At 68.3% G+C, this 22,557-nt stretch carries 22 protein-coding genes and 1 tRNA gene; 8 read left to right on the forward strand and 15 right to left on the reverse strand.

What is annotated here, in order from left to right; genetic code table 11:
* Positions 1-98 precede the first annotated feature (98 nt).
* From D457_RS0113985 to D457_RS34100, 5 genes are all read right to left on the reverse strand, one after another.
* Positions 99-938 (reverse strand): alpha/beta fold hydrolase, encoded by an 840-nt coding sequence (locus tag D457_RS0113985; protein ID WP_017581293.1) that lies wholly within the window; start codon positions 936-938, stop codon positions 99-101.
* A gap of 194 nt (positions 939-1,132) precedes the next feature.
* Positions 1,133-1,528 carry a nuclear transport factor 2 family protein gene (locus D457_RS32530; RefSeq protein ID WP_193374501.1) on the reverse strand — a complete coding sequence of 132 codons (396 nt, stop codon included), beginning with the start codon at positions 1,526-1,528 and terminating at the stop codon, positions 1,133-1,135.
* 2 nt (positions 1,529-1,530) lie between these two features.
* Complete coding sequence (locus D457_RS0113995; RefSeq protein ID WP_017581295.1) at positions 1,531-1,842, reverse strand: MoaF-related domain-containing protein; 312 nt, start codon at positions 1,840-1,842, stop codon at positions 1,531-1,533.
* 14 nt (positions 1,843-1,856) lie between these two features.
* Complete coding sequence (locus tag D457_RS0114000) at positions 1,857-2,081, reverse strand: (4Fe-4S)-binding protein (RefSeq protein ID WP_017581296.1); 225 nt, start codon at positions 2,079-2,081, stop codon at positions 1,857-1,859.
* 276 nt (positions 2,082-2,357) lie between these two features.
* The gene (locus D457_RS34100) at positions 2,358-2,762 is read right to left on the reverse strand and encodes a hypothetical protein (RefSeq protein WP_017581297.1); all 405 of its coding nucleotides are present in this window, start codon (positions 2,760-2,762) and stop codon (positions 2,358-2,360) included.
* A 132-nt stretch (positions 2,763-2,894) separates the two neighbouring features.
* On the opposite strand from D457_RS34100, the gene D457_RS0114010 reads away from it, so the two are divergent.
* Entirely contained in the window at positions 2,895-3,632 is a 738-nt protein-coding gene (locus tag D457_RS0114010; RefSeq protein ID WP_017581298.1) for a flavodoxin family protein, read from the forward strand.
* Between the two features lie 56 nt (positions 3,633-3,688).
* On the opposite strand, the gene D457_RS0114015 is transcribed toward D457_RS0114010, so the two are convergent.
* On the reverse strand, positions 3,689-4,156 hold the full coding sequence (locus tag D457_RS0114015) for a MarR family winged helix-turn-helix transcriptional regulator (protein WP_017581299.1): 468 nt from the start codon (positions 4,154-4,156) through the stop codon (positions 3,689-3,691).
* Between the two features lie 145 nt (positions 4,157-4,301).
* On the opposite strand from D457_RS0114015, the gene D457_RS0114020 reads away from it, so the two are divergent.
* The 3 genes from D457_RS0114020 to D457_RS37495 all read left to right on the forward strand — a co-directional run bounded on the left by D457_RS0114020 (position 4,302) and on the right by D457_RS37495 (position 7,047).
* Entirely contained in the window at positions 4,302-5,054 is a 753-nt protein-coding gene (locus D457_RS0114020) for a MerR family transcriptional regulator (RefSeq protein WP_017581300.1), read from the forward strand.
* A 108-nt stretch (positions 5,055-5,162) separates the two neighbouring features.
* Positions 5,163-6,728 (forward strand): MFS transporter, encoded by a 1,566-nt coding sequence (locus D457_RS32540; protein ID WP_017581301.1) that lies wholly within the window; start codon positions 5,163-5,165, stop codon positions 6,726-6,728.
* A gap of 154 nt (positions 6,729-6,882) precedes the next feature.
* Positions 6,883-7,047 (forward strand): transposase, encoded by a 165-nt coding sequence (locus tag D457_RS37495; RefSeq protein ID WP_017581302.1) that lies wholly within the window; start codon positions 6,883-6,885, stop codon positions 7,045-7,047.
* A gap of 393 nt (positions 7,048-7,440) precedes the next feature.
* Here D457_RS37495 and D457_RS35750 read toward each other — a convergent pair whose 3' ends face one another.
* Positions 7,441-7,971, reverse strand: coding sequence for a hypothetical protein (locus tag D457_RS35750; protein WP_152514239.1), 531 nt, complete (start codon positions 7,969-7,971; stop codon positions 7,441-7,443).
* 439 nt (positions 7,972-8,410) lie between these two features.
* Here D457_RS35750 and D457_RS37500 point away from each other — a divergent pair, with 439 nt between their 5' ends.
* Complete coding sequence (locus tag D457_RS37500; protein WP_275041007.1) at positions 8,411-8,830, forward strand: peptidoglycan-binding domain-containing protein; 420 nt, start codon at positions 8,411-8,413, stop codon at positions 8,828-8,830.
* A 517-nt stretch (positions 8,831-9,347) separates the two neighbouring features.
* Here D457_RS37500 and D457_RS0114045 read toward each other — a convergent pair.
* From D457_RS0114045 to cysS, 4 genes are all read right to left on the reverse strand, one after another.
* Positions 9,348-10,391: a tyrosine-type recombinase/integrase gene (locus D457_RS0114045; RefSeq protein WP_239646101.1), complete on the reverse strand. Its 1,044-nt coding sequence runs from the start codon at positions 10,389-10,391 to the stop codon at positions 9,348-9,350.
* Positions 10,392-10,505: 114 nt separating this feature from the next.
* Positions 10,506-10,578 (reverse strand) — tRNA-Thr (locus D457_RS0114050).
* A gap of 88 nt (positions 10,579-10,666) precedes the next feature.
* Complete coding sequence (gene rlmB / locus D457_RS0114055) at positions 10,667-11,644, reverse strand: 23S rRNA (guanosine(2251)-2'-O)-methyltransferase RlmB (RefSeq protein ID WP_017581306.1); 978 nt, start codon at positions 11,642-11,644, stop codon at positions 10,667-10,669.
* A gap of 236 nt (positions 11,645-11,880) precedes the next feature.
* Positions 11,881-13,284: a cysteine--tRNA ligase gene (gene cysS, locus D457_RS0114060; RefSeq protein ID WP_017581307.1), complete on the reverse strand. Its 1,404-nt coding sequence runs from the start codon at positions 13,282-13,284 to the stop codon at positions 11,881-11,883.
* A 441-nt stretch (positions 13,285-13,725) separates the two neighbouring features.
* On the opposite strand from cysS, the gene D457_RS0114065 reads away from it, so the two are divergent.
* Positions 13,726-15,927 (forward strand): DUF2637 domain-containing protein, encoded by a 2,202-nt coding sequence (locus D457_RS0114065; protein ID WP_239646102.1) that lies wholly within the window; start codon positions 13,726-13,728, stop codon positions 15,925-15,927.
* Between the two features lie 729 nt (positions 15,928-16,656).
* On the opposite strand, the gene ispF is transcribed toward D457_RS0114065, so the two are convergent.
* The 3 genes from ispF to phoU all read right to left on the reverse strand — a co-directional run bounded on the left by ispF (position 16,657) and on the right by phoU (position 18,752).
* On the reverse strand, positions 16,657-17,127 hold the full coding sequence (gene ispF / locus D457_RS0114070; protein WP_193374503.1) for a 2-C-methyl-D-erythritol 2,4-cyclodiphosphate synthase: 471 nt from the start codon (positions 17,125-17,127) through the stop codon (positions 16,657-16,659).
* Between the two features lie 31 nt (positions 17,128-17,158).
* Entirely contained in the window at positions 17,159-17,641 is a 483-nt protein-coding gene (locus tag D457_RS0114075; RefSeq protein WP_026116638.1) for a CarD family transcriptional regulator, read from the reverse strand.
* 448 nt (positions 17,642-18,089) lie between these two features.
* On the reverse strand, positions 18,090-18,752 hold the full coding sequence (gene phoU, locus D457_RS0114080; protein ID WP_017581310.1) for a phosphate signaling complex protein PhoU: 663 nt from the start codon (positions 18,750-18,752) through the stop codon (positions 18,090-18,092).
* A 124-nt stretch (positions 18,753-18,876) separates the two neighbouring features.
* Here phoU and D457_RS0114085 point away from each other — a divergent pair, with 124 nt between their 5' ends.
* Entirely contained in the window at positions 18,877-20,070 is a 1,194-nt protein-coding gene (locus D457_RS0114085) for a sensor histidine kinase (protein WP_017581311.1), read from the forward strand.
* Positions 20,067-20,765: a response regulator transcription factor gene (locus D457_RS0114090; RefSeq protein ID WP_017581312.1), complete on the forward strand. Its 699-nt coding sequence runs from the start codon at positions 20,067-20,069 to the stop codon at positions 20,763-20,765. Before D457_RS0114085 ends, D457_RS0114090 begins: the two co-directional genes overlap by 4 nt.
* Before the next feature lie 301 nt (positions 20,766-21,066).
* Here D457_RS0114090 and pdxR read toward each other — a convergent pair whose 3' ends face one another.
* Positions 21,067-22,506 (reverse strand): MocR-like pyridoxine biosynthesis transcription factor PdxR, encoded by a 1,440-nt coding sequence (pdxR, locus tag D457_RS0114095; protein ID WP_017581313.1) that lies wholly within the window; start codon positions 22,504-22,506, stop codon positions 21,067-21,069.
* Positions 22,507-22,557 lie beyond the last annotated feature (51 nt).

Here is a 22,557-nt window from a genome sequence, read left to right on the forward strand (position 1 = left end):
CTATGCGGAGATCCGACGAGCCGCCCCGGTCCACGACAACGGATCCCGGTGCCCCGAGGGCGGCCTGAGGTCTTCGGCGTTCGGCGGGCGGCTGGCCGCTAGCCGAGGAAGTCCAGGAGCGCGGTGTTGACCTCGTCGGCGTGCGTCCAGAGCAGCCCGTGCGGGGCGTTCTCGACCTCCACGTAACGCGCCTGGGGCAGGAGCTCGCGGAAGCGGCGGGCCGTGGCGTCGACGGGCAGGATGTTGTCCGCGGTGCCGTGCAGGATCAGGGCCGGCTTGCCGCTGGCGCGGACCGCCTCGACATCGGCGCGGAAGTCCTCGATCCAGGCGGGGACCACCGCGTAGGCCGCCACCGGGGCACTGGAGAGGGCGACGTTCCAGCTGTTGTCGACCGCCTCCTGGCTGATCCGCTCGCCGAGGGTCTGGTCGAGGTTGTAGAAGTCGGCGAAGAACTGCGTGAACCAGGCGTAGCGATCCGCCTTCGCCGTGGCCTCGATGTCGTCGAAGACACTCTGCGGCACCCCTTCGGGGTTGTCGTCGCGGGCGACCAGGAACGGCTCCAGCGCAGCGAGGAAGGCGAGCTTGGCGACCCGCTCGTGGCCGTACCGGGACACGTAGCGGGCGAGCTCTCCGGTGCCCATCGAGAATCCGACCAGCACGACGTCGCGCAGGTCGAGGGTGTTGAGCACGGTGTCCAGGTCGGCGGCGAAGGTGTCGTAGTCGTAGCCGGAGCCGACCTTGGACGACCTGCCGAAACCGCGCCGGTCGTAGGTGATGACGCGGTACCCGGCCGCGAGCAGTTCCCGTGTCTGGCGCTCCCAGCTGTGACCGTTCAGCGGGTACCCGTGGATGAGCACGACGGGCTGGCCCGCGCCCTGGTCCTCGTAGTAGATCTCGACCGGGGTGCTGTTCTCGTTCCCGACGGTGACGTAACCCATGATCTGCCTTCTCCTTCAGTGTTCGGACTGTGCGGCGACAGGGCGTGTTCGCACCGAGGCCTTGTTCTCACCGGGTACTGCGAGTTTCCAGTGGGGCACTACGACCCATGGAAAACCCTGTTCCCGAGACCGGGTCAAGCGGAACTGAGCTGCGGGTCGGCACGGCTTGGTGCGCCGTTCACCCGGGCACGGGCTCACACCACGGGGTTTCCACTGGCCGTGGATTCGGGGAGGGTGAGGTCCTGGACGACGTCCCAGTGCTCGACGATGCGGCCGTCCTCCAAGCGGAAGACGTCGACGATCACCACCGGCCCGGGACCCCAGCCGTGGACCAGGCTGTGGGTGAAGACGAGGTCGCCCTGGGCCGCGGTGCGCTGCGGCTCCCAGGAGAACCCCTCCAGTCCGGGCACCACGGCGCGCAGCGTGTCGAGGCCGTCGGGCATCCGCGGGCTGTGCTGCACGTACGGATCGGCCCAGTACCGGTCCAGCGCGGTGAGGTCCTTCTCGACGAAGAGCTCCCGCATCGCGGTCAGCACGATCTCGGTGTTGTGCCCGGCCAGATCGGTTTCGGCAAGGGTGTTGCGGGTCATGGTCATGCCTCCGTGATGGTTCCGACGAGGTTGTACAGCGCGCCGTCGACGGTGACGTTGGAGTACAGCGTCGCGTTGGCGAAGTCCTCCACATGGGTCACGGTGGCGCCGCTGGCCTCGGTCCACGAGTTCAGGTAGACGCCCTCGCGGATCTTCCTCAGGTTGAGCCGGACGGTCTCGGCGTGGCCGTCCGGGGCGAGTCCGCCGCCCTCCTCGACCACGAAGCTGCCCTGCGACAGCGAATCGAAGGTGAACTTCACCTTCAACGGCCCCAGGTCGAATCTGTAGCTCTTGCCGACCAATTGCGCGGTCATGGATTTCCCTCGTCTCAGCCGACGCGGCGGTACTCCAGGGCTCCCGAAGGGCAGCGCCGGACCACCTCGGCAGTGCGGTCGGCGGCGGCGTTGTCCGGCTGGATCCACGGACGCCGCTCGATGTCGAACACCTCGGGCAGGCCGCGGACGCACTCTGCGGCGTGCTGACAGCGCCCCGCTTCGAAGGTGACCGCGATCGACTGCCCCTCGTACGTCTTCTTTCCGGATCCGCCGCTCATGGCTGCCCCTGTCTCTGCGTGCCCGTCTTCGGCTGGCCATCACGCTAGCAACATTTAGTTGACACATCAACACGCTTGCCAAAGACTGGCCCACTGTCCTACGACTTTCGCGGCAACGAATACCCAGTTCAGAACTGCTTTTCGAGACGCCGAAACCGAACCTAAGTTTGGTGATTAATCAACCAATACGGTTTACTCTTGCGTGTCAGGGCCGAGACACCGGCCGCACGGCTGCCAAGAGACCCGTTGAAGGGAGGGGCGATCCGACAGACGAGGTCAGCCGGACTCCGGCTCCCCCGGCCCCACCAGCCCGCCCAGGGCCGCGACCGCCTGAGTACCGAGCCAGGACTCGGCCCGCCCGTAGCCCCAGCCGCAGTCCTTGAGGAGGGTGCGCCAGGCGGCGATCCCGAAACAGAACCAGAGGCGGTCCGAGACCTCACCGACGTCCAGGTGTGCGGGCACGAACCCTCTCGCGACGAGGACGCCCGCGGCTTCGCGCAGCGCGCCGCGATAGCCCTCCACGACCTGCCGCCAGATCCGCTCGGCGCCCTCGTCGCCCAGCGAGGCGTACAACAGATCGATCGAGTCGCTGCTGCATCCGGGCGACGAGCAGCACCCGAGCAAGCTGAGCGATCTGATCATGTTGACGATGGCGGGCGGGAACGCACCGAGTCGGAGCACACGACCCTTCTGGGTTCCGCCGGGTTCGTCGTCGGCCGGACCCTCCTAGCCCCTGTCGGCGGTTACTGCGCCATCGAGGCGACCCCCACGGTCGCCTGACAACCACCCGACGAACCTCCGGAAGGACGTCCCATGACCGCACCAGTGACCGCGCCCGTGTCCGAGAAGCCCGACTTCAGCGGGCTGCGCGCGCTCTACGTCAACTGCACCCTCAACCGGTCCCCGCAGCTCAGCCACACCCAGGGGGTGATCGACCGCAGCGTGGCGATCATGGAGGCCAACGAGGTCAGCGTGGACCAGTTCCGCGCCGTCGACCACGACATCGCCACCGGGGTGCGCCCGGACATGACCGAGCACGGGTGGCCGAGCGACGCATGGCCCACGCTGCTGGAGCGGGTCCTGGCCGCAGACATCCTGGTCATCGCCGGATCGATCTGGCTCGGTGACAACAGCTCGGTGACCCGCCGGGTGATCGAGCGGCTGTACGGCTACTCCGGTGTGCTCAACGAGCAGGGCCAGTACGCCTACTACGGGCGCGTCGGCGGCGCTCTGCTCACCGGTAACGAGGACGGCCTCAAGCACTGCGCGATGAGCATCCTCTTCAGCCTGCAGCACATCGGCTACACGATCCCGCCGCAGGCCGACGCGGGCTGGATCGGTGAGGTCGGCCCCGGCCCGTCCTACCTGGACGAGGGTTCCGGCGGCCCGGAGAACGACTTCGCCAACCGCAACATCAGCTTCATGACGCACAACCTGATGCACACGGCCGCGATGCTCCGCCGCGCCGGCGGCTTCCCGACCTACGGCAACCAGCGCGCGGCCTGGGACGCCGGCTGCAGTCCCGACAACGCCAACCCCGAACACCGCTGAGCAAACGTGATCACCCGGGGGGTTTCGCGGAACCGTGCGGACGCCGTGTCGCCGGTTCAGTCCGGTTGCTTCTCCATGTGCTCCAGGACGCGCTGGGAGAGCCGGGCGAACGTGTTGAGCTGGTTCGGCGTCATGGCGTCGATGAACAGACGGCGGACGTGCTCGACGTGTATGGGAGCGGCCTCCTGGATCGCCTGGTAGCCGAGCGGAGTAGCGACGACGAACGCTCCGCGCGCGTCGTCGGGGCACTCCCTCTTGGTCACGAGTCCGCGCTTCACCATCCGCGTGACCTGGTGTGACATGCGGCTCTTCTCCCATTCGGCGAGTCTGGCCAGTTCCTGGAAGCGCATCTGCCCGCTCTCGGCCTCGGTGAGCCGGACGAGGACCATGTAGTCCGAGGCGGACAATCCGGAGTCGGAGCGGACGAGTCGGGAAAGCCTTCCGATGAGCGCTTCCTGCATGCGGATGAAGTTCTCCCAGGCCCTCTGTTCGTCCGGGCTGAGCCAGCGTGGTTCCCCATTCATAGGAGTAGTCTACAGAATTCGTTGACACTTCATCGAAATGAGCCGATGCGAAACCGGCGGCGAACCCCGGCGGCAGCTCTTCCCGCCCCGGGTTTCGTTCGGTCAGGGTAGGTGGGAAGAGCAGGGAAGGGTCAGGAGTCGCCTCATGCTCAGTAGTGAACTCGCCCAGCTGGCCGGTGTCACCGTCCGCACGCTGCGCCACTACCACCAGATCGGGCTGCTGCCCGAGCCCCCGCGCTCGGCCGGGGGCTACCGGCGCTACGACGTGGGCGACCTCGTGCGGTTGCTGCGGATCACGAGGTTGACCGCGCTGGGCGTGCCCCTGTCCGCGCTCCCGGCGGTACTGGATGATCCGAAGGCCGCGGAGGAGCTGCTGGACGAGCTCGACCGCCAGGCGGCCGCCGAGATCGAACGGCTCAACGCCCGCAGGGCCGACATCGCCGCCCTGCGCAGCAGCGGCTCCCCGCCCGACCTGGCCCCGGAGCTGTCGGTGCTGCGCTCCGGCCCCGAGGCCGGGGTACCCGAGGAGATGGCCCGGCACGAACACGAACAGCTGGTCCTGCTCGGACACCTGCTCGGCGAGGACGACCCGGCGGGGCTCGCCGCCCTGCTCGGCGGGGTGGACAGGGAGTTGCTCGCGGGGCTGGAACCGCTGACGGAGCGGTTCTACGCCCTCGGAGCCGACACACCGGACGACGAGGTCACGTCCCTGGTCGACGACTGGGTCACCGGGCTGGAACCGCTGTCGGAGCAGCTGGCCGCCGCGCCCGCGCCCGACCCGAAGGTCTCGGCCCTGATGGACGAACTGAACGAGCGGGCCCTCAAACCCGTCCAGCACCGGGTACTGCGCCGGATCCTGGAGCGGCTGGAGCACGGGCAGCGACCGACCGGGCCCTGACGCCGCCGGGCCCTGTGGTCCAGGCCATGCGACGCGGCCTTGACTCCGACGCGACGTCGGAGTTTCTACTGAGCGCTGTCCGAACAGACCGACGCTCAGGAGCCCACGATGACCAGCCCTCCCAAGGCCACAGCCAGGAGCTGGATCGGCCTCGCCGTCCTCGTCCTGCCGCTGCTGCTGATCACCATCGACGGAACCGTCCTCATCATGGCCCTGCCCGCGATCTCCGCTGAGCTGAGCCCCACGGGCACCCAGCAGCTGTGGATGATCGACATCTACTCACTCGTTCTCGCCGGGCTACTCATGGCGACGGCGACCCTGGGAGACCGTTTCGGTCGACGGCGGAACCTGCTCATCGGTGCGGTCGTGTTCGCGCTCGCCTCCGTACTCGGAGCGATGGCCACGGCGCCCTGGATGCTGATCGGAGCTCGCGCTCTGCTGGGCGTGGGCGGGGCGATCATGATGCCCTCGACGCTGTCCCTGGTACGCAACATGTTCCTCGACCGCCAGCAGCGCCGTTACGCGATGGCGGTGTGGGGCGCGATGGCCTCCGTCGGCGCGGCGGCCGGGCCGATCGTCGGCGGCTGGGTCATCGAGACGTTCAGCTGGCACGCGGCCTTCCTGATGAACATCCCCGTCATGCTGCTCCTGCTCGCCCTCGGCCCGGCCCTGCTGCCCGAGAGCCGCAACCCCGGCCTGCGCAGGATCGACATCCCCAGCGTCGTGCTCTCCTTCATCGGCCTGATCGGCGTGGTCTACGGCATCAAGACCCTCACCGGGGACAAGGGCCTCGCTCTGGGCATCGCCGCCACGGTCGTCGGGCTGATCGCGATCACCCTGTTCGTCCGCAGGCAGCTCACGCTGCCCACCCCGCTCCTGGACGTCAGACTGTTCAAGATCCGGTACTTCCGCGGAGCCGTCATCACGGACGTCCTGGCGATCTTCGCCATGGTCGGCGCCCTAGTCGCGCTCGTCCAGTTCCTGCAGCTCGTGCTCGGCCTCAGCCCGCTGCAGGCATCCGTCTGGCTCATGCCCCAGGCGATCATCGCGGCCACCGCCGCGTTCATCGCGGCCGCACTGGTCAAGCGCCTCCTGCCCGCCTACGTGATCGCGTTCGGGCTCCTGATCGCGATGACCGGGTTCGCGTTGACCGCCCTCCTGACCCCGACGTCGAGCCCTGCGCTGATCGCGGCCGCACTCGGCCTGATCGCTCTGGGCGCGGGCATGGCGCTCACCCTGAGCAACGACATCATCATGAGCTCCGTCAAGCCCGAGCGCGCCGGACAGGCCGCCGCGACCTCCGAGACCGCCTACGAGATCGGGACGACGCTGGGCACGGCGGTCCTGGGCGGGGTGCTGGTCTCCTGGTACACCCGGACCGTCCTCGCCGGAACCCAGGCGTTCGACCTGACAGCGGACCTGTCCGAACGGGTGTCCTCGACCATGGCGGAGGCCCTGCTGGTGGCCGCCGAGATCGGCGGCGACACCGGAAACGCGCTCCTGGAGGTCTCCAGGAGCGCCTTCACCGAAGCGATCACCGTCACCGGTCTCGCCGGTGCCGGGGTGATGGCCTTCGCCGCGGCCTGGGCCCTGGTCACGCTCCGGGGCGCGTCGGCGCACCAGGACCTGGCGGCCGAGCACGAGCGCGAGAACGAGGTCGAGGTCAGGCACTGATCCGCGCGACCGTCCGCTCACATTCGAAGCGGCCCCACCGACCCACCTTTTCCACCAGCCAGTGACGCGGATCGCCCTCTTGGGGCTTGAGTCCGCCGCGACGTCGGAGTTTGGACTGGGCCCCGTCCGCATCCATCGACCAGGAGGAACCACCATGACCACCACGTCCAAGCTGATCGCCGTCGAGGAGTTCCTCAACCCGCCCGCCCGCAGCCGGGCCGTGCTGTCCCCGGACACACCCCAGCGCGGCGGACGGTGGCACGACCACCGCCACGTTCTCAACGGCGTCATCTACCGCACCCGCACCGGTATCCCCTAGCGCGACCTGCCCGAACGCTACGGACCCTTGGAGCACCGTCCACTAACGCCTACCGCGCGGGCAACGGAAAAACCCTGGTCACCACCCTCACGCTCAGGGGTGCGTCGCCGACCAGCCGGACTGCGGCGTGCTCACTGCCCAGTAGCTCGCTGTCGGGGTTGAAGCTCAGTGCGAGGCACCCATACTTGGCGGCTTGCCTCAGCTTCGGGTTTGGTGGGCTCTGAAGTGCGCAAACGAGTGCAGTGAGCTCGAAAACCGATCGTGTTCGCCCTTCACCCCTTGCATCCCCTGAAGGTTCTGTGGCGCGCTTATTCGCAGCGGTAGCAGTGTATCCAAATAAGCTCGTTCCTCTCAGGAGCGAGCTTATTCTGTTCCAAAGTCGATGCGACCCTTTCAGTCCGAGACCCCTTCGGAGCGTCGAACGTTCTGAGCAGAGCCGACTGGATCCACAAAAGAGAATCTACTCCCCTTCGGTGTCTCCAAAATCACTGAAACATGGTGGAGTTCCATGCCTTCTGGCATCTCGCATCGATACTCGAATACCGCCGCTTCTCCCATCGAGCCATCCGACGGGTAAATTCCCGCATGATTTAGTGTTCGGACTGGCTCGGCGTGGTGCTCTCCATCAGGAAGGAGGCAGTATACATCCGGGATTGTATTTTCCTGGTATCGGTTCGAGTTGTTTGCCACCACCGCGTCAAAGTAAACGAATCTGGGGTCGCCATACCCCTCGCGGACTGAAGTGACAGTATAAACGAGACCTCCGCCAGACAGGAGGCCGTCGGACTCGCGCTCAAGTTCGCCAAAATTTTTGTGCGACCGAATATCAAATTCGACCACCCCCGCGAACAAGAAGCCAGCTGCTACTGCAGAAGCAGTGAGAAAACCGAGCACGGCACCCAAAGAAAAAGAAGCACCCTTCACCCTTCCCCCTTCGAATCAAAGATATTGGATTGAATAGTATATGGTACGCTATGTTCAGCGCAGCGAGTGGGGCGCAGACCCCAGCGGAAGGCCGGAGCACAACGGCCCCATCCATGCTCAGACCGGTGGCGTCTGCATCCATTACGTCGGCAGCCGCGTCTCCCAAGGCGTCAGCAACCACAATGAATGCAACAATATCGTCCGCGGAATTCAGGCCGGGCACCTCCAGGGCGAATACCGGGACATCGCATATAGCTTTCTGGTCTGCACCCACGGCTACATTTTCATCGGCAGAGGCTTTGAATACAGATCCGGCGCGAACGGGACGAATCTAGCGAACGACGCATACTTTGCAGTCTGTGGCCTGCTTGGGGTTCCCGACAACCCGAGTGCGACCATGCTCACCGGAATTCGCCAAGTGATTCGTGACTTGCGATCAATGGACTTGGCGGGGTACGGAATTATCGGCCATCAGAGTGTCGAAGGTATAGATACTGCTTGCCCAGGAAGCCTTCAGCCCTATGTTCAAGACGGCACTCTTAATCCCCCGGATACCCTGCCCCCGACTGATCCACTTCCGATCGTTCCGCCGGTCGACCCCCCTGGTCCTCCTCCTGGCGGGGGCGCCCCGACGTGGCCTGGAGTACTGTTCACCAACCCACCTCCGACCGAGCATGACGGGGTGATCCTCTGGCAGGGACGCATGCTCGAGCGAGGTTGGAACATCACCGTCGACGGCATCTACGGCGATCAGTCCCAACAGGTCTGCGAGCAGTTCCAGGCCGAAAAGGGGCTGGCTGTCGACGGCATCGTCGGCCCCCAGACCTGGGCCGCCACTTGGGAAGCCCCCATCACCTGATGAATTTTCGATGAAGGTGCGGCCGGGTCTTGAAACCCGGCCGCATACCTGACCTTTAAATCGGCCACGGCCTTGAGGCGGGTCTGAGCCCTTCAGGCCGGAGGTTAGGATTTCCCTGGCCCCAAGCGCTCAGGTCCCGCACCGCCACGGCGCAGCAGACCCATGATGTGGGCACAGAAGGCGGTGGCATGGTGCACGGTGGTTTCGGAAGCTGCGTGGATTTCCAAGACATGGGCGCCTCGGAACAGGTAGCGGTGCCGGGCGAAGCGGAGCGCGAAGACTCCGGTGACCCGAACGACCAACTCGCCACCCAGTGCGGTTACGGCTATGGCAGGGATGTTCGAGGTCAGATCGGTCAGCGTCAGAACCCACCCACCAGGTATGCGGGTTCCACGGGATCGGTGGTGATCAGCTGGTGTTCGACGGGTGAGGCCAGAGCTCTGAGCTGGGACGGCATTGGGCGAGAGAATCTGACAGGGCCCACCTGGAGCTGACAGCGAAGGGGTTGACCGAACAGTTACCGGTTTTCCTGGGGACGCTCTTGCGAGCGCCCCCGGGGCGGGTTCAACTGCTTTCGCACATCACCCGGGTCATAGTGCCGTTGGGCCCGCTCAGCCGCGGCGGAGCGGCCGTAGTGCCGCGTCATCTGCTCGGACTCCCAGCCGTTGAGCTCCATCAGGTCCCCGGGCTGTCCTCCCCCGGCGAGGTAGCGGTGCGAGAAGTCATGCCGGTACCGGTGGGTGTTGCCCTGCCCGACCCCGGACCGCCGGGCGCGGCGGTACAGCATCTGGTAGATCCCCGACGGGGTCAGCGCCTTCCCCTTCTGGGACAACCACAGGAATGGCAGGTGCGCGTCCGGGTGCTGGGCGCGCTGGCGCAGGTAGCGGTCCAGGGCCTTGGCCGTGGCGTGGGTGAACTTCACGTACCGGCTCTTGTCGCCCTTGCCGGTCACAAACGCCCGGCGCTTGTCCAGGGACACGTCCGTGAGCTTGAGCCCGGCCAGCTCCGCCAGGCGCACACCCGTGTCCCGCAGGAACTGGATGATGGCGGCGTCGCGCAGCCTGCAGGCGTCGCCGCGCTTGGCCGCTCCCCGGTCGTTCCTGCTCCTGGGCATCTTCAGGATGCGGTCGATCTCGCCGTCCTCGAACACCGGGACGGGCTTGGCCACCACCTTGGGCGCCTTGACCTTGCGCATCGGGTCGCCGATCTCCTCCTCGTCGGCGAGCCACTTGAAGAACTGCTGGAGACAGCGGTACTGGTTGTTCACGTAGCTGGACGAGTACTCGCGGCGGTGCAGCCGGGCCAGCCAGGAGCGGATGTGCACCCGGTTGACCAGTTCCCAGTCACGGACCGGCTCGAAGGTGACCATGTCAGCGCACGTGTCAGCTGACGTCTCGTACCGGTGGTCGATGTCAGTGGGCTGACCACCGGCCAACAGGTGCTCGGCGGCGAACCAGGCGACCGACTCGCGGTACATCGTGACGGTGCGGTCGCTCTTCTTCTCCGTACGCAGGTGCAGCACGAAGGACTTGATGTGGAGGTTCAGGGGACCAGCGGCCATGTTGCGCGGCCCCCGACGAACACGCTGGGTACCCATAGGCGATAGCTCTCCAGGCGTCGCCGCTAGTCAGTAGCGATCTCGCCCAGGGAGTTATCCCAGGTCAGGCAAAGAGAGAGCCGACGAGGGGACTTGAACCCCTAACCTATCGCTTACAAGGCGATTGCTCTGCCAATTGAGCTACGTCGGCCGACCGCCGAGGCCTGGGCCTTGGTGCGTCCAACCAGAATGCTACCGGGTCCGGTGCCGAGGGGCCTACTCGGCACCGGTGGGACCGGTTACTTGGCTTCGGCGCCGCGGCGGCGGGCGACCTCGTAGAGGGAGACACCGGCGGCCACGGAGGCGTTCAGGGACTCGGCACCGCTGATCGGGATGCTCGCGACCACGTCGCAGGCCTCGCGGACCAGGCGGGACAGGCCCTTGCCCTCGGAGCCCACCACGACCACCAGCGGGCCGGTGGCCAGTTCGAGCTCGGGGAGCTGGGTGTCGCCGCCCGCGTCGAGACCGGCGACGAACAGCCCGGCCTTCTTGTAGCTCTCCAGGGTGCGGGTCAGGTTGGTGGCCTGGGCGACCGGCAGCTTGGCCAGGGTTCCGGCGGAGGTCTTCCACGCGGACATGGTCACGCTGGCGGTGCGCCGCTCCGGGATGAGCAGGCCGTGCGCGCCGAAGGCAGCGGCCGAACGCGCGATCGCGCCCAGGTTGTGCGGGTCGGTGACCCCGTCCAGGGCGACGATCAGCGGCGGGGTGTCCGAGGCCAGCGCCTTGTCGAGCAGGCCCTCGGCCGCCCAGTACTGGTAGGGGCGGACCTGGAGCACGACGCCCTGGTGGGTGGCGCCGGGCAGGCCGTTGCTCTCGCAGCGGCGGTCCAGGTCGGTGCGGTTGACCTCGACCACGTCCACGCCCTGGGTACCCGCGAGCTTGGCGGCCTCGTTGACGCGGTCGTCCGGGTCCAGGCTGTTGGCCAGGAACAGGCGGGTGGCGGGCATGCCCGCACGCAGGGCCTCGACCACCGGGTTACGGCCGATCAGGAGGTCGGAGTTGTCCGGGCGGTCGGGCGAGCGGTCCTTGCGGGGGCTGTCCGAGGCGCCGGACGGGCCCCCGGTCTGGGCGACGCGCTTATTGGCCTTGTGCCGCTGCTTGCCGTCGTACCAGTGCCGCTCCGAGGCGGGCAGGGTGCCGCTCTTGGGCTCGAGGGAACGCCGGTTCTTGCCGCCGCTGCCCTTCGTGGGGCCCTTCTTACTCTTCTTCGCCGGCATGGTCGCCGCCTCCCGTTACGTGTTGCGAGCATGCCGGAAGAGCTCTTCCGGCCGATGGGGTAGCCGCGACGCCGAGGGGCGGCGGCAAACTCCCAGCCTAATGCCGACGCGCTACCACACGTGTCGGCCATCAGAGTGGGCCGGGCCGGGAAACCTCCGGTCCCGGCCCTGATCAGATCTTGTTGTACGGCCCGGGCTCATGGAACCCGGGCCCGACAGCCCTGCTTGCCGAAACCTCAGCTTTGGCGCAGGTCCCAACGCGGGCCCTGCGGGGTGTCCTCCACCACCACGCCGGCCGCGGCCAGCTGGTCGCGGATGGCGTCGGCCGCAGCGTAGTCCTTGCGTCCCCGCGCGGCCTGGCGCTGTTCGAGGGCGACCGCCACCAGAGCGTCCACGACCTCGGTCAGCCCCTGGTCACCGCCGCCGGACCACTGCTCACTGAGCGGGTCCAGACCCAGGACGGCCAGCATGGTACGGAGTTCGGCGGCGATCTCCTGGGCCTTCTCCTTGGCTCCGGAACCCAGCGCCGTGTTGCCCTCGCGCACGTGGCCGTGGATGACGGCCAGCCCCTGGGAGACACCGAGGTCGTCGTTGAGCGCCTCGGCGAACTCGGCGGGCACGTCCGCGGCCGGGGTGATGGTGCCCAGAACCTCGACGGCGCGGGTGAGGAAGCCCTCGATGCGCTGGTAGGCGACGGCCGCCTCCTGCAGCGCGGCCTCGGAGTAGTCGATGGTGGACCGGTAGTGGGCCTGGCCCAGGTAGTAGCGCAGTTCCACCGGGCGGACCTTCTGGACCATCTCCGGGACCCGCATCGAGTTGCCGAGCGACTTGGCCATCTTCTCGCCGCCGACCTTCAACATGCCGTTGTGCAGCCAGTACTGGGCGAAGCCGTCACCGGCTGCGCGCGACTGCGCCTGCTCGTTCTCGTGGTGCGGGAAGATCAGGTCGAGTCCGCCGCCGTGGATGTCGAAGCTGGGGCCCAGGTACTTGGTGGCCATGGCGGAGCACTCCAGGTGCCAGCCCGGGCGGCCGCGACCCCACGGGGTGTCCCAGCTGGGCTCGCCCGGCTTGGCGCCCTTCCACAGGGCGAAGTCGCGCGGGTCGCGCTTGTCCCGGTCCGGGTCGGAGTCGGAGGACTCCACCACCTGGTCCAGGCGCTGGTTGGAGAGCTCGCCGTAGGCGGGGTGCGAGCGCACGTCGAAGTAGACGTCGCCCGAACCGTCGTCGGCGGCGTAGGAGTGCCCGGCGTCGATCAGGCGCCGCATGAGCTCGATCATCTCCGGCACGTGGCCGGTGGCGCGCGGCTCGACGGTGGGCGGCAGGCAGCCCAGGGTGTCGTAGGCCCAGGTGAAGGCGCGCTGGTTGCGCTCGCTCACCTGCCACCACGGAACACCCTCCTCGGCGGCGACCCTGATGATCTTGTCGTCGATGTCCGTGACGTTGCGGCAGAACGTGACCTCGTAGCCGAGGTGGGTCAGCCAGCGGCGCAGGATGTCGAAGTTGACGCCTGACCGGATGTGGCCGATGTGGGGAGGTGCCTGCACCGTGGCACCACACAGGTACAGGGAGGCACACCCCTCACGAAGCGGGGTGAAGTCTCGGACCTGTCGGGCACTGGTGTCATAGAAGCGCAGACTCACGTTGTCAAGACTATCCGCTTTCCCTTCGCCCGGGCGTCACAAGCCATCAAGCGCCATCAGGTCCGGGGGTCCGTCTGATCGCGGCCTGGGTGCCGGCCCATTGCTGTCTGGCCTGCTCCGGACAGTACAGAGGACGCATATGGGGCGAGCCGTATTGGGCCCGCCCGCATGTGAGATGGACCGGCGTCCGGGGACGACCTCGGCGAACGATCGGCCGCCACGCTCCGTCAATTGCGGCAGAACACCACAGAGCACCCCTGCACCCCTGCGTCGAGAAGAGGCTGGAAGCAACCGGAATCGGCCGGAATCTCGTGTTAGCGGCACCGCCTCGACTACTCTTCGATGACGATGGCCCCTTTCAACAACGCCCCCGAGACAGGGACACGGAACGGTCGGACCGCGGGTCGCGGCGCGGGAGCCGGCGCTCTCGTCGGTGGTGCCGTGTTCGTCAGTGTCATCGCCCTGTGCGCCCTTGTCATCGCCTACAACGGCATCTACAGATTCGCCCTGCTCGTGCACGACGAGGGCGACTTCCTCGCGCACGTCTTCCCGGTGACCTTCACCCTGCTGGTCCTCATGGCCTTCTGGGTGAGCTACGTGCTCCGCGCGGCACCACCGCGGGAGCGCCTGTGGGTGGACGTCGTCCTCATTCCCCTGCTGATCCTCGCCGCGGCCGTGCCGATGGTGCTGAACAGCATGGGGCTCATCGAGCGGCTGGGCGCCGAGAACGAGCGGATCGTCCAAGTGGTGGTGGCGGTTGCCCCGCTGGCAGCCCTGCTGGTGGCGTTCCTGCTGTGGATCACCGTGCGCGCGCACATCCGCAAGCGCAACATCCAGGTGCGTCCGCGCCCGAAGCCCTCCGATGATCGCCCCACCGTGCTGCGGAGCCGTCCCGAGACGGTCGAGTCCGAGGTGGATGCGGAGTGGATGGACGAGGCACCGGCCCCGGACTCGCGCGAGCCGGAGGCGCTCAAGACCCGTCTGCTAAGGCTGGGCGCCGACGAGGACTACGACGACCAGCAGCCTGACGAGCGCCGCGCATCCGCCGGGGCCGACGAGGTCGAGGCACGTGCGGAGACCGGCGGCCATGTGAAGGCGGACGGCCGCGCGGCGGACGAGGAGGGCACCCTCCCCGAAGCGGCACCGTTGCCCGCCCGCACCTCCACTCTGCGCCGCGACCGCGCCGAGCAGCGGGAGAAGGAGCGCCTCGAACACGAGGAGCGCGAACGGGCCGCACGCGAACGCGACGAGCACGAGCAGCGTGAGCGCGAGGAGCGGGCGGCTCTCGAAAGGCGCGAGCTCGAGGAGCGTGAGCAGCGCGAGCGGGCCGAGCGGGAGCGGGAGGAACGCGAGGAAGAAGCGCGGTTCCGTGCCGAGGCCGGCCCCGACGACCCGACCGAGGTGATCCCCGCCGCCCGAGGGGCCGAGGCTGAGACCGCGGAGAGTTCGGGGAGGGGACGGCCCGAGGAGCCGGAGGACGATCTGGCCGAGGCCTCCGTACCCACTCTGCCGCTCCCCCGCCGTTCCCGTGGCGGCGGCAACCCGATCAAGCGTGCGGCCGCCGAGCCGCCGGTGGTGCCCGGCGCTGCCGCCCCCACGGCCGGGCCCGAGCCTGAACCGGAGCCTGAACCGGAGCCTGAGCACCGGGCCGCCTCCGGAAGCGGTTCAGGGGGCCGCGCCTGGGACGAGGGCGAGCCCGACGACGGCGCCGGGGACGGGCCTGTCGTGGTGATCCCGGACCACCTGGCCGACGAGGGCTTCGATCACGAGCCCCCGGTCGCCGACCCCGCCACGGACGAGGCCGAGGCGCCGATCCCCGTGCCGGTCGCCGTGGAAATCGCACCCGAACCCGTCGCCGTCGAAGCCGTGAGCACCGGTGACACCGATGACACGGTTGAGCTCTGGCCTGCGGGGGAGGCCGAGAGCGACCCGCTGCCCGAGATCGAGGACCTTCCCCGGGTGGAAGAGCTCACGGAATCCGCGGTGTCCGAGGGGCCTCGGGCATCCGAGGTTTCCGGCGCGGCCGCGCCTGAGCCGGAGGTCCGGCCGGAGACCGGGCCCGAGTCCGCCGACGCGGGCGGGACCGGGTCCGAAGCGGAGTCCCTGTGGGAGCCCCCAGCCGAGGTCGAGAGCGCCTCGCCGCTGGCCGACTACGTGCCGCCGGTGTGGACCCCGCCCGAGGAGGACACCCCGGCCGCCGCCGACACCGTCCCCCTGGTGGGGATGGGGACCGGGTCCGCTGAGGACACGACTCCGGCGCTGGACCACGACACCGGCCCCGAGGTGCGCGCCGCCTTCCGCTTTCGAACGAAGCGGCGCGGTGCGACAGGCACCGAGGTGGAATCGGAGCCGGAGCAGCTGCCCGAGCCCGAGCCACTGCCCGCCTGGGAGGAGCCAGCGCCTGAGGCGGAGCCCGAGGCCGCGCCGGAGCCCGAGGTTCAGCGGGAGCGGGAGCCCGAACCCAAGGCCCCACCGGAGCCGGTGAAGGCGGCCCAGGCGCCTGCGCCCGAGCCCAGGCCGAGGAAGCCGTTGGAGAAACGTCCGATGGTTCTGAAGCCCAAGCGCTCACCCATGCCGGACTTCGCCTCCGGCCCGCCCTCCCGACGGGTCCGCAGCGAGCCCCTGCCCCCGGACGAACGCTGATTCAGGACGCCGTCCGCACGATGTCGGCCCCGGAACCCCGATCTTCGGGTTCCGGGGCCGACGTGTGTCCGGAGCGCGTGCCCGGAGCATGCCCGGGCGCTGGCGTGCCGGGCAGGTTCCCGAGGACGGGTGCGGGGCGGCCTCGGAGTGCTTCGGGTGGTGTGGGGGCGGAGGGAGGGTGGTCGGAGGCAGCACGAGGCGGGCGGGAACCGAGGATCCTCCGAGATCGACGTTACGTGTGCGACGAGGGGCGCCGCCAGGCTGGCTCCTGAACCTGTGGATAACTCGTCATCCCGCCCCGGCGGGAGATATGCACAGCCTGTGGACAAGCCACCGGGCCCGCACCCGCCCGCCCGACGAAGGCCGGAACGGACTTTCGCTTGCTACCCGCGATGGCCCCGGCCCGGCTCCACCCACCCATCCACCCACCCACCATCAGGCGACCTCTTCGACCAACGGCCCGGGACCGGCCATGCACTTCCTCGCCCTGGGCCAGCGAGCCTCACCCCTCGTTAGGGGATGCTCTGTTCGAGGCACTCAGAGGGGTGGGTTTCGGTCCCATGGGTGAGGGCCGTGGCAGGGTCCGGATACCGGCTTCGGCAATGCGGTTGACCTGGGCGGTAACAGAATGGCCCCGACCCCGCGCACACGCTCGCGGCCGGGCGTTGAGGGCACCTGAGAAGCAGCGAAGCGGCCCCGCCGAGGCGGAGCCGCTTCGCTGTGCGTGCGTCAGTCCCTGGGGGCGCACAGGGCCGTGGCGACGGCTGCGATGCCCTCGCCCCGGCCGGTGAGGCCCAGCCCGTCCGTGGTGGTCGCGGAGAGGCTCACCGGAGCACCCACGACCTCGGAGAGGGTCTTCTCCGCCTCGTTGCGCCTGGGAGCGAACTTGGGTCGGTTACTGATGATCTGGACGGCCACGTTGCCGATCTCGAAACCGGCCGCGTGCACGCGCGCGACGGTCTCGGTGAGGAGTTCGGCGCCGGAAGCGCCCTTCCACCGGGGATCGGAGGTGCCGAAGTTGGATCCGAGGTCGCCCAGTCCGCAGGCGGACAGCAGGGCGTCGCACGCCGCGTGGGCGGCGACATCACCATCGGAATGGCCACTGACACCATCTTCTCCCGGCCATTCCAAACCGGCGAGAAAAAGTGTTCGTCCAGGAGAAAACGGGTGGACGTCGGTACCGACGCCCACCCGAGGCATTTTCGTCATGAATTACGTGATTCCGCGACTATCAGCTCGTCAGAACCTCATCGAGGAGGGCTTCGGCCTTGTCCTCGTTGGTCTTTTCCGCGAGTGCGAGTTCGCTGACGAGAATCTGCCGAGCCTTGGCCAGCATCCTCTTCTCGCCCGCCGACAGACCGCGCTCCTTGTCCCGGCGCCACAGGTCCCGAACCACCTCGGCAACCTTGTTGACGTCGCCGGACGCCAACTTCTCCAGGTTCGCCTTGTAGCGCCTGGACCAGTTGGTGGGCTCTTCGGTGTGAGGCGCGCGCAGCACCTCGAAGACCTTGTCCAGGCCCTCCTGCCCCACCACGTCACGAACGCCGACATCCTCGGCGTTCGCAGCCGGCACGCGCACCGTCAGATCGCCCTTGTCAACCCTCAAAACGAGGTAGGTTCTGTCCTCGCCCTTAATGGTGCGAGTCTCGATCGCTTCAATACGAGCAGCCCCATGATGGGGGTAGACAACAGTGTCGCCGACCTTGAAAGTCATGTGACAGGTACCCCTTCCGCTACCACAAGGATACCACGAATCTGTGACTTAACGTACCTATTAGGTTTGCGAACACGCAGGTCAGGCCACACTTTTTAGGGCTTGACAAAGTGTACCCGAGGAGTACTGGACAGCTGGCCAGGGCGGCTTCGGAAGCCTTCCACCCCCACTGGCCAGCCGAAGTGCGACCCCAACCGAGCCCGGTTCGGGATAGGGTTCTCCCCCGCTCGGACACGCTCCGCGAGCAGCCATAGCGATATAGGTCACGATTTCGGATCGGGTTGACCCGCCCATGACCCGTCCGGATCTCCAGCGGTTCCGCGAGTGGGTCTCCGGGTGGACCTCAGGGCCAGCAAACCCGACCACACGATGCGTTCGAACCCCGGGTGCCGGCAGCTCCGGCACCCGGGGCCGAGCGCATCAGCCTCGGACGTCACCCGCCCGTCATTCAGGCCTCGGGCTCGTAGTCCTCACGCTTCTCACCGGTCACCATGTAGACCAGGTTGTCCGCGACGTGCACCGCGTGGTCACCGAAGCGTTCGTAGAACCGTCCGACCAGGGTCACGTCCATGGTGGCCTCCACCCCGTACTCCCACCCCGGGGCGAGGATGCGCTGCAGCAGCTTGCGCCGCAGCCGGTCCATCTTGTCGTCGTCCTCGTCCAGTTCCAGGGCGGTGTCGGGGTCCCGCTCGACGATCACCTCGCCAGCCTTGGTGACCAGCAGCTCCGCCTGGTGACCCATCTCCAGGACGATGGAGCGCACCGGCTTGGGGATCGCCGAGTCCGGGTGGCGGCGCCGGGCGATCTTGGCCAGGTGAACGGCGTGGTCGCCCATCCGTTCGAGATCTCCGCGCATCGCCAGGGACGTGATGATGGTCCGCAGGTCCGAGGCGACCGGCTGCTGCCGGGCCATCAGGCTGAAGGCGGTGTCCTCGATCTCCTGGTCGAGACGGTTGAGTGCTTCGTCACCCGAGATCACCTCCTGGGCCGCGTTCAGGTCGCTGTCCAGCAGGGCGGTGGTGGCACGCGCGACGGCGTGCCTGGCGAGCCTGGTCATCTCGACGAGGCGGTCGCTCAGGCTGTCAAGGTCGTCATGGTAGGTATCGCGCATGGCGTCAATGCTCCCAGTCTGTGTTTGAAGAATCGGCCAAGAATTGGTGAACGATGGAAGAACCTCGGTTGTGTCGCGTGCCCTGACCGGGTAAAGCCCCAGTCCGCACGTTTACGATCGAATCGTGCAAGGGGAACTTCTCGCCGCCGTTGTCGGCATCATCGGGCTCGTCGTGGGCGTCGTCATCGGCGTACTCGTCGCCAGCCCTCTCTTCCGTTCGCGAACCCCGGACGAGGAGCCGCAGTCGCCTCGACATGACGGCAACACCCTCCCGCCCGGGATCGCCGAGGTGCTGTCCGCGCTCCCCTCCTCCGCCGTGGTCCTGGACTCCGGTGACAGGGTGCTGCGCGCCTCCTCCGCCGCCCGGGCCTTCGGGATCGTGCGGGGAGAGGAACTGGTCATCGGCGAACTCCTCACTCTGGCCCGCAAGGTCCGGCGTGACGGAGTGATCCGTGAGACCGACATCGAGGTGGCCGTCCGCAAGTTCGGCCCCGACGCCACGTCCTTCGCGGTGCGGGTGGCCCCGCTGGGCGGTACCGGCCTGGTGCTAGTGCTGGCCGAGGACCAGACCGAGCACCGGCGGGTGGAGGCGGTCCGCCGCGACTTCGTGGCCAACATCTCGCACGAGCTCAAGACCCCGGTGGGTGCGCTGTCCCTGTTGGCGGAGACCGTACAGGACGCCAGCGACGACCCCGAAGCCGTGCGCCGGTTCACCGGGCGCATGCAGACCGAGGCCGCCCGGCTCACGGCGGTCATCCAGGACCTCATCACGCTCTCCCGTATCCAGGGCGCCGAACCCATCGCCGAACCCGCCCCGGTGGACCTCGGCTCGGTCGTCGAGGAGGCGATCGACACGGTGCGCATGCCCGCGGACGCCAAGGGGATCGAGCTGGTGGGCAGCGGTGCCGAGGGGCTGACGGTCCTGGGCGACGAGGCGATGCTGGGAACCGCCCTGCGCAACCTCATCGCCAACGCCGTCGCCTACAGTCCGAAGAACACGAGGGTCGCGGTGTCCGTCGGGATCTCCCGGACCAGCGTGGACATCAGTGTCGCGGACCAGGGGATCGGCATCCCCCAGCAGGACCTGGAAAGGATCTTCGAGCGGTTCTACCGTGTGGACGCCGCTCGGAGCCGGGCCACCGGTGGTACCGGTCTCGGCCTGGCCATCGTCAAACACATCATGACCCACCACCGTGGAGAAGTGACCGTGTGGAGCAAGGAGGGGTCGGGGTCGACGTTCACTCTTCGTCTGCCCAGACCCGAGAGCCGGGAGCTCGACGCGACCCGGAACGACAACCACCAGGAGACGGCACAGTGACGCGCGTACTCGTAGTAGAGGACGAAGAGTCCTACAGCGACGCCCTGTCTTACATGCTGCGCAAGGAGGGCTTCGAGGTCGCGGTGGCCCCCACCGGGACCGTCGCTCTGGAGACCTTCGACCGGACCGGCGCCGACCTCGTACTGCTGGACCTGATGCTGCCGGGGCTGTCGGGCACCGAGGTGTGCCGGACGCTGCGGCAGAAGTCCAACGTCCCCGTCATCATGCTGACCGCCAAGGACTCCGAGATCGACAAGGTCGTCGGTCTGGAGCTGGGCGCCGACGACTACGTGACCAAGCCGTTCTCCTCCCGCGAGCTGGTGGCGCGCATCCGCGCGGTGCTGCGCCGCCGGGGCGAGGACGAGGTCGTGCTGCCCGCCGCGCTGGAGGCCGGTCCCGTCCGGATGGACGTGGAGCGGCACGTGGTGACGGTACGCGGCGACAACGTCCAGCTCCCACTGAAGGAGTTCGAGCTGCTGGAGGTGCTCCTGCGCAACGCCGGACGGGTGCTCACCCGGATGCAGCTCATCGACCGGGTGTGGGGCGCCGACTACGTCGGTGACACCAAGACCCTCGACGTGCACGTCAAGCGGCTGCGCGCGAAGATCGAGGAGGACCCGGGCAACCCGCGCTACATCGTCACGGTGCGCGGTCTGGGCTACAAGTTCGAGCCCGTCACCGTCGAGGTGGAGTAGGGGAGGAAGCAGGGCACGGGAGATCCCCCTTCGGATTCCCCTCTTTCCCCTCTCTTCCCCTTCTGCTCCCGGCTCCCCTCGGGGGTCCGACGAGTCGACACCTCCCGTGTCCCGGGTGGCGGCCGCGCCGCACCCGGGACGCCGTGTTCTCCGGCTGTCTCCCTCTTCCGGCTGCCTCTCCCCCTCTTCCGGCTGACTCTTCTTCCGGTCGCTTCTCCCCCTCTTCCGGCTGACTCTTCTTCCGGTCGCTTCTCCCCCTCTTTTCCGGCCGTCCCACGCGCCGCTCCGACCGCCGCCCGGCTCACTCTCCGGTGTGCCGTTGCACCGCCCGGGCCAGGACCCCGCAGGCGCGCCGGAGCTCCGTGCGGTCCGCTGACCCGTAGCCGATGACCAGCCCGTGCACCCTCGGCGCCCCGTGGCTGGTGCGGCTGGTGTCCTCCACCAGAACCCCCTCCTCGGCCGCCGCCGCGATCACCGGAGCCACCGCCGCCTCGGGCAGGGACAGCAGCACGTGCAGTCCGGCCGTGTCCCCGCTGAGCCGGGGGCCGAGGTGTTCCACGAGCAGGGCACGGCGGCGCGCGTACTCCAGTCGCATCCGGCGCAGGTGCCGGTCCAGGTCCCCGCGTTCGAGCAGCAGGGCCGTGGCGGCCTGGACGGGGCCGCTGGTGCGGTCGGACAGGCCGGCCCGGATGTCGACGATGCGGTGCATCAGATCGGGTTCGGCGACAATCCAGCCGATGCCGAGGTCGGGGTCGAGGGTCTTGGAGAGGGTGCCGAGCAAAACGACCCGGCCGGGGTCGAGCCCGTACAGGGCGGGCAGGGGCGCGACGTCGTAGCGGAACTCGGCGTCGTAGTCGTCCTCCACCACCACGGCACCGGTCCGACGGGCCCAGGCCAGCAGGCGTTCGCGGCGGGGCAGAGGCAGGCGTCCGCCCAGCGGGTACTGGTGGGCGGGCGTGGTGTAGACGAGGGAGAGGTCGTCGGGCAGGTCCTCGGGGCGGATGCCGTCGCCGTCCACGGGGCAGGGGACGATCTCGGCTCCGCGCGCGGCCAGGATGGTGCGGGCCTTGCCGTAGCCGGGGTCCTCCACCCCCGCCCGGACGCCGGGGCCGGCCGTGGGTCGAACCATGGCGCCGACCAGGTCGAGGCCGTTGCCAGTGCCCCGGGTAACCAGGATGTTCTCGGGTCCCACCCGCACGCCCCGGGTGCGGCGCAGATGTTCGGCGAGCAGGGCGCGCAGCCGGGGCAGGCCCCGGGGGTCGGGGTCGTCCGAGGGTGGGTGTTCGGCGGCGTGCCGCCAAGCCCGGCGCAGAGCGGCGCGGTCGTGGTCGTGGACCCAGGGTGCTCCGGGGCGGAGGTCGACCGTCCCGGAGCGGCGGAGCTGCGCGCGCGAGGGACGTTCCCACACAGCCCCGGCCCCTGTGCCTCGTGGCGCCACCGGATCCCGTGGTGTCCCCGACCCCGGCAGGGGTTCGTGTTCGGTGACGAAGGTGCCCGATCCGTGGCGGCCGTCGAGCCAGCCCTCGGCGTAGAGCTGCTGGTAGGCGTCGGTGACCACGGTGCGGCTCACCCCGAGCTGGGTGGCCAGGCTGCGGCTGGAGGGCAGCCGTTCACCGGCGCGCAGGGTTCCGGTGGACATGGCCTCCCGCAGCGCGTCGGACAGCTGGGCGGTGAGTGGGGTGGAGGCGGAGCGGTCGAGGCGTACGGGCGGTTCGGCGAGGCGGTCGGGGCGTCGAGGCAAAGTGGTCTTTCACTTCCTGCCAGAAATGGCCATGGTTTTGATGTCCACTTC

Origin of the sequence: Nocardiopsis valliformis DSM 45023, assembly GCF_000340985.1 — a bacterium.
GTDB classification, from domain to species: domain Bacteria; phylum Actinomycetota; class Actinomycetes; order Streptosporangiales; family Streptosporangiaceae; genus Nocardiopsis; species Nocardiopsis exhalans.

Bases quoted from the DNA above. Each gene is read 5' to 3' on its own strand.
- D457_RS32540 (WP_017581301.1), top strand. From the start codon at position 5,163: ATGACCAGCCCTCCCAAGGCCACAGCCAGGAGCTGGATCGGCCTCGCC.
- rlmB (WP_017581306.1), bottom strand. From the start codon at position 11,644: ATGCCGGCGAAGAAGAGTAAGAAGGGCCCCACGAAGGGCAGCGGCGGC.
- D457_RS37500 (WP_275041007.1), top strand. From the start codon at position 8,411: ATGGACTTGGCGGGGTACGGAATTATCGGCCATCAGAGTGTCGAAGGT.
- D457_RS0114010 (WP_017581298.1), top strand. From the start codon at position 2,895: ATGACCGCACCAGTGACCGCGCCCGTGTCCGAGAAGCCCGACTTCAGC.
- D457_RS0114000 (WP_017581296.1), bottom strand. From the start codon at position 2,081: ATGAGCGGCGGATCCGGAAAGAAGACGTACGAGGGGCAGTCGATCGCG.
- ispF (WP_193374503.1), bottom strand. From the start codon at position 17,127: ATGCCTCGGGTGGGCGTCGGTACCGACGTCCACCCGTTTTCTCCTGGA.
- D457_RS0114075 (WP_026116638.1), bottom strand. From the start codon at position 17,641: ATGACTTTCAAGGTCGGCGACACTGTTGTCTACCCCCATCATGGGGCT.
- D457_RS0113985 (WP_017581293.1), bottom strand. From the start codon at position 938: ATGGGTTACGTCACCGTCGGGAACGAGAACAGCACCCCGGTCGAGATC.
- D457_RS0114045 (WP_239646101.1), bottom strand. From the start codon at position 10,391: ATGGCCGCTGGTCCCCTGAACCTCCACATCAAGTCCTTCGTGCTGCAC.
- D457_RS32530 (WP_193374501.1), bottom strand. From the start codon at position 1,528: ATGACCCGCAACACCCTTGCCGAAACCGATCTGGCCGGGCACAACACC.
- phoU (WP_017581310.1), bottom strand. From the start codon at position 18,752: ATGCGCGATACCTACCATGACGACCTTGACAGCCTGAGCGACCGCCTC.
- D457_RS37495 (WP_017581302.1), top strand. From the start codon at position 6,883: ATGACCACCACGTCCAAGCTGATCGCCGTCGAGGAGTTCCTCAACCCG.
- D457_RS0114015 (WP_017581299.1), bottom strand. From the start codon at position 4,156: ATGAATGGGGAACCACGCTGGCTCAGCCCGGACGAACAGAGGGCCTGG.
- D457_RS0113995 (WP_017581295.1), bottom strand. From the start codon at position 1,842: ATGACCGCGCAATTGGTCGGCAAGAGCTACAGATTCGACCTGGGGCCG.
- D457_RS0114020 (WP_017581300.1), top strand. From the start codon at position 4,302: ATGCTCAGTAGTGAACTCGCCCAGCTGGCCGGTGTCACCGTCCGCACG.